General features: G+C 41.1%; 3 protein-coding genes. All 3 read right to left on the bottom strand.

Annotation, left to right across the window (positions count from 1 at the left end):
- Positions 1-320: 320 nt before the first annotated feature.
- Complete coding sequence (locus KO534_RS11300; protein WP_215929764.1) at positions 321-2,531, bottom strand: DUF4832 domain-containing protein; 2,211 nt, start codon at positions 2,529-2,531, stop codon at positions 321-323.
- A gap of 193 nt (positions 2,532-2,724) precedes the next feature.
- Positions 2,725-3,942 (bottom strand): hypothetical protein, encoded by a 1,218-nt coding sequence (locus tag KO534_RS11295; protein ID WP_215929763.1) that lies wholly within the window; start codon positions 3,940-3,942, stop codon positions 2,725-2,727.
- A 668-nt stretch (positions 3,943-4,610) separates the two neighbouring features.
- On the bottom strand, positions 4,611-6,245 hold the full coding sequence (locus KO534_RS11290) for a methyl-accepting chemotaxis protein (protein WP_215929762.1): 1,635 nt from the start codon (positions 6,243-6,245) through the stop codon (positions 4,611-4,613).
- Between the last annotated feature and the right edge of the window lie 29 nt (positions 6,246-6,274).

Below are 6,274 nucleotides of genomic sequence, written 5' to 3'. Positions count from 1 at the left end.
TCACTTAAGGTGAACAGCAGATTTTTTTGATGGAACGCCAGCCAGTCTATTTAACATTGGATTCCCGATAAAAGCATTCGGGAATGACAAGGGGGATTACCGTCTTGGCTCATTACGAAGCCGTTAGAAAGCGGGTGGGTCCATACCATTATTCCGGCAGTCTTTTGGCCGGAATCCACTTTTATTGTTTTTATACCAATAATTTATCAATCGAGTATTAAAAGTTTTCTTAACTGATCGGCATTACCCCATGAGCTTAGTTCACTAAGTGATTAGTGCGAAATTACTGATAACGAGAGCAGTCAACCAAAGAACAGGTTTCAAGGTTGAAGTGTATAAGTTGCCATGACTTCTGAGGCTAATGGTAACCGCGATTGAACCTGCCATTGTGCGTTTAGATCATTTAGCCCCAAACTGATGGTGGTATTTAGGCTTTCAAAGTCAGCCTTTTCGATGGATAGTTCAACAAAACTATTGGTACTATATACATCAATACTGTTTGTGGATTGTTGTTGCCAATTCCAGTCAGGGCCTGTTGATTTATGTAAATTAATCACTGCATCTGTACCTTGTTGAATTAAATAATCTGCGCCGGATATCGGCCAGTCAAAGGATTGAAATCCGCTACTGCTTTCACCGTCAGAATTAATAAAAAGATCAAAGTGCGGCCCCATTTCATTGCCTATGATGGCGATATACAAATAGGTTTCATCAGAGGCAACCTTCAACGATATTGCTGGTTGGTTATCGGCGCTAGCCAGTGCTGGAACCTTATCCCAATCGGTTTTGTCTCCATCAATGGATATAGTAAATATTGTAGGTTCGGATGGGGTTGTGGGCTGCGCAGCTTCTATTAATGGCTCTGTTGGCTCAGTGTTCTTATCATCACCTTCAACAAAAGCTTGTACGCTAATAGTTTGTTGCAAGTTATTGTAACCGCTGGTGGCATCCCATGAATCAATATTGGCTAATTGAATGCTGTATTCAGGGCGCGAGGCAATAGCACCGTTATTCGACATATCGGCTATGTGAATTGATAACGCGTAGTCACCTACAGCTAAATCGTCCGGCAACTTAATATACTCGCCTACCTCAATGGTTCCTGGTTGCCAGGTACGTATGTCGTTACGTGTAGCGTCTAACGCCACAACCGTTTCGGCACCTGTACTTTGGTGGATAAAAATAATGCGTATTTGCATAGGTGTCACAGTAGAGGTAAAACCATCGTTGTCTATGGTTAATAAAAACGGGATGTAATTGCCGGCATTCGCTTGTGACGCTACTGTTGAGCTTGTCATCGAGAAACGATATCCCAGCCTGTTTTTAATCTCTTGCATACAGGCAGCGTCGCCTTCTGCCCAATCGTTATTGACTGTGTTGTTGTAGTCGCTATTTAGAAAACTATAATTTAGTTCATCCATAGTGTTTACCACATTGTCGCTGCAATCATTTTCATAAGGTATTGGCGGTGTTGCCCAACTTTCGTCTTTGCAGGTTTCTCCGCCTACAATCACAAACTGGCTGTCATTCTTGTGGTAGTTTTTAAATATAGCAACCGCATTGTCCTCTTTAGAGCCGCCAGCAGTGCCATAATCCGCGTAGGTGCCAGTATCTGAAGCGTCAGTTAAAAAACAATCATTATGAAAACCTACACGGGCAATGGCTTCGCCACTAAAAGCGTCATCAGCTGTTAAACTCCCTGTTGTACCATTTAGCCCTGAAGTAATGGGGGCTGCTGCGCCGTATATGAATTTTTGTTTCGCCTGTGGCGTTCTGACTTGCAGCATAGTGGGCTCGGCGGTGGCCGCTAACAGAGCCTCAAGGATCTCATTTCTGTCTAGCCAGTTTTGGTCGGTATAACTGGCTGTCACATCGCCAGAAGGGCTAAAGTTGTCGGTATAGTATTGTTCTCCCCATGCACCAATAAAACCTTGCTGTAGCGCTAACATCATATCTGCGTTAGCTGTCAAAATAGGCTTTAGTTGTTGAATATGGGCCAAAATAATATTTTTTTCAGGATCACCGTAAGGTGCAGTGGTATTTTTATGATAATAAAAACGCACCACCAGTTTAACGCCTGCTTCTCTGGCAGTATCAAAATCAGTCTGAATATCGGCCAAAGTATCGTTCGATAAAACTGGGTTGTTGACGTAGTTATCTAAAATAAAGGCTCGTAAAACAAGGGTGCTATTGACGCTATAATTGGCGGTCGAAGACTGATAAACATTTCTATTCGCGATCAACTCGTCTTTGTTTAGTGGTGTGAACTGGCTTGTTTGAGTTTCTGTATGTTGATAAAAACCTCTACTCGGATTAGCAAATTCTTCATCAGATTTAAGGTAGTTTTTGTTGATTGCATTAAAACCAGCGAGCGATATAGTCTCTGGTTCTGGTTCTGGTTCTGGTTCTGGTTCTGGAGCAGGCGCTACAGGTAAATCAATGTCAGCTTTTTGCCCGCTACCACCGCCCCCGCAACCTATTAAAGTGATGAGTAGTAAACTAAGAGCCAATATATTGTTAGAGTTTTTCATAAGTCTTTGCTCTGCTGTGTTTTTGTCAGGCTTACCCTGTGTGCTGGGAAATAATCTGGTGAGTTTGCCAATGAATGAGACAATTAGATAAAAATAGGTGTCGCGGCGATAGAGGTTTAACCTCATAGGCTAAATAAAAGTGGTGCCCGTTAAAGGCACCACTGTAGCAAGTTAACCGTTTAGATAGGGCAAGCTATTCTATCGTTTCTGGGTCAGCAGAATATTCATACATTACCTCATTAGGTACTTGGTCGGTGCCCCAGCCATTACCTGTACCCACAAACATCATTTTAACGGTTGCTAGGTCTGCGGGGTTACCGATTTCACTTAACGGGATAGTCATTACGGTGATGGCAGTATCGCCACCTGTTGCTGTTGCTGTTGATTCAGCATCACTCCAACCGCCGGCAGATACCTCTTGTTTATAAACATTCCAACCTTCGCCTGTATATTCAAAGCTATAACCATACTCAGCCACTAGGCCAGCTAAACTGGCTGCACCACTAGCCATAGGTGTAGTACTCGTATCACTGTCGTCTGTATTCAAATATATTCGAATGGTGTGCCACGCATCTTTGGGGCCTTTATGAGTTTGAGTGATGACTAAGTTTGTATCGTCTGCCGTGGCTAATACTGATTCAATATCGTTACCTGGCATACCGATATCATCTGTCTCTGATATTTCTATTACCGTGGGTTTAGCAAATTGAAACATTGCATCATTCGGTGCTTGGTCTGTTCCCCAACCACTTCCTGTACCTACAAACATGACTTTAAGCGCTGTTACATCTGCCGGATCACCAATTTCACTCAACGGGATAGTGATAGTTGTCAGTACTGTATCACCACCGGTAGCGGTTGCTAGCGATTCAGCATCAGCCCAAACACCTTGATCTACGTATTTTTTATAGGTATTCCACCCTTCACCGGTATACTCAAAAATATAACCATACTCAGCCACTAGACCAGTCAAACTTGGTGCGCCGCCTCCCATAGGTGTGGTCGTTGTATCGCTATCGTCAGTGTTCAAATATACCCTTATGGTATGCCAAGCATCTTTAGGCGCTTTATGGGCTTGTGATATCACTAAGTCGCTGCCGACTATTTTGTAAGACACATAATCAATATCATTGCCAAGAGGGCTTATATCATCATCTGTTTCTGTGATTAGGGCTACATTAGCATTCGCTGCTGCTTCGGCTGCGGCGGCTGCAGCAGCTTCTGCGGCCGCAATTGCAGCGGCCTCGGCTGCAGCTTCAGCCTCCGCTTCGGCTGCTGCTTCGGCTGCGGCAACCGCCGCGACTAGGGCTTCATCAACAGGCTCTACATTGCTGTCTAAACTCTGCTCCCAACACCCCGTTAAAGTCGTAACCAATAAACTAAGTACAAATATATATTTTAAATTTTTCATAAGTTATTGCTCTGCTATATGTTTTTATTGGTGAATGCCTAATTCTTAATAATCTATAGACGCCTATTTTTCTTTTTATTTTTAAACATGTGCCATTAGTGTTGCTAATGGAATAGGTAGAACATCCGTCACCTACTGCATTCATTTCATTGAAACCCAGATGGTTGTGTGAAACCTCTTTTATGTTTCGATTCTGATTCTAAGTGAAATATAATGGAATTAAAATAGCTATTTGTCAATTTTTGTAAGGTTTGTGAAATTTAAAGATGCTTGTGAATTTCGTTAGGCTTCATTTTGGTGTCGGGTTAACCGAAGCAGTATCTTCTGAACAACGACCACAATATATTGGTAGGAAAGATGCGAGACAGGACTCCCCCCCCCCACTGGGAAGTACCGGTTTTCGAAAAAACCGATACTCATAACCGAGTTGGCTTACTTGCTGAGTGGTTAAAGTATTGAATGTAACCCGATTGTTTATCTAATAATCGGCTCGTTTAGGTGGTGCCTGTTTTTTGGAGGGATGATAAATGGGGAGATAAAAATTAATTGGGTTCAGGTTACCAGTTGTGTGCTAATTAACTCATAAAAAGGGCTGCATTTGCAGCCGTTTTTACACTAGGTACTATCTAAGTTAAAGTCTAATTCAAGGGCTAAACCAAAAACTCTAATTAAGATTTGATCTTAAATTCACCTATCGAATTTTCAATATGTTGATAGATTAATTCGAGTTGTCTTGATGTTTCTTCCATTATTTCCGCTTCTTGCAAAGACTGGGTATTTTGCAATTCGATATTGCCTAAGGCTTCATTTATGGTATTTGTTTGCTGTAGCTGACCATCCATTTCTACTTCAATAACGCCATGTAAACGTCTAATCTGCTTGATGATTTTGTGTAGCGAATCAATAAATTCTTGTGATTTTTCGGTTTGTGCTAAGCTAATTTCGGCTTGCTCTTTACCTTGAGACATAGCTTGTACCGCACTATCTGCTTCTTCTTGCAACTTAGTTATATTGTCAGATATTTGTTTGGTTGATTCTTGAGTTTTAGTGGCTAAACTTCTGACCTCGTCTGCTACTACAGCAAAGCCTCGTCCGGATTCGCCAGCACGCGCTGCTTCTATTGCCGCATTAAGTGCTAATAAATTGGTTTGATCTGCTATACCGTTAATCACGTTAACGACATTTCCAATATTGTCGGTGTCTGTTTTTAAATCAGCAATAATATGTGAGGCGTGATTAGTGGCTTTAAGCATACTCTGACTTGTGGTTAAGTTATCTTTAAACATAGCTTGGCCAGCATCGGTCAGGTTAGCACTGTCGTTTACTAAGGTATTGGCTTGTGAAATAGCATCGCTTACTGAATTATTTGAGTCAGACAACTGTTGCATGTTTTCAGCAAGTCTTGAAGTTTCTTGGGTTTGCATGGTTAAACCCAATTTTACTTTTTCGAATGCCTTAAAGGTATTTTCAATAATATTTCCTAAACCTTTTATATCATTAACAATTTCTTTTAAAACGCGGCTTAGGCCTACCTGAATTTGTACAAAGTTTCTGGAAACTTGACCAATTTCGTCAGGGTTAGTGTTATTGATGTCGTCAGTAAAGTCACCTTTGGCTATTTTTTGCGAGGCTAAGGTAATCGATTTAAGAGGAGAGATTATTCTGGTGTTCATGAACCAACTGACCACTAATAAAATCAGAATAACTATGATCACAGTGCTGGCTTTTGTGTATAAAAAGGTTGATTGTGCTCTAGACTCATTTGTTGATTTGAGACTTAGGATGCTTTTATTCATTGCATCTACGGCTAACACTAAGTTTTCTGTTGGTACCCTATCAATGCCTGAAACACTGCTATCAGCTTTAGTAATGTCTTGATTGGACGCCATAAAAACATCATAGCCGTTGCGGTAGGCGGATATCATCTCAGGGTAACTTTTCGCAAATTTCTGTATGTATTGTTTTGCAGCGGAATCATTAGGCATGGTCTGTAATAAATGCTCATAACTCGATTGTATTTTTGTGGCTGATTGATTAAACCTATCCCAATATTTATTGAGTTGTTGCGGATCCTTTCCTCTGATTAAGGTGTTTTTCCATTCTTGAACTTGGGTTTTGAATTGCACATTTAAATCAGCGACTTGCAACATGATTATCGCCTCTTCGTTAACGCTCTGGGAATAATCAGAAATGGCGTCTTTAATTGACGAAAAACCTAAGAACACTGTTAGAACAATGCTCGACATTGTACAAACCAATAGCAGTAAAATTTTATTTCTTATTTGTGAGCGAATTAATTGCATTACTTATTCCCTTATACCGCACTGATTTG

Origin of the sequence: Paraglaciecola arctica (genome assembly GCF_018861065.1) — a bacterium.
GTDB classification, from domain to species: Bacteria; Pseudomonadota; Gammaproteobacteria; order Enterobacterales; family Alteromonadaceae; genus Paraglaciecola; species Paraglaciecola arctica_B.
Note: the sequence above shows the minus strand (reverse complement) of the source record. Positions and strands in the feature narration are given on the sequence as shown.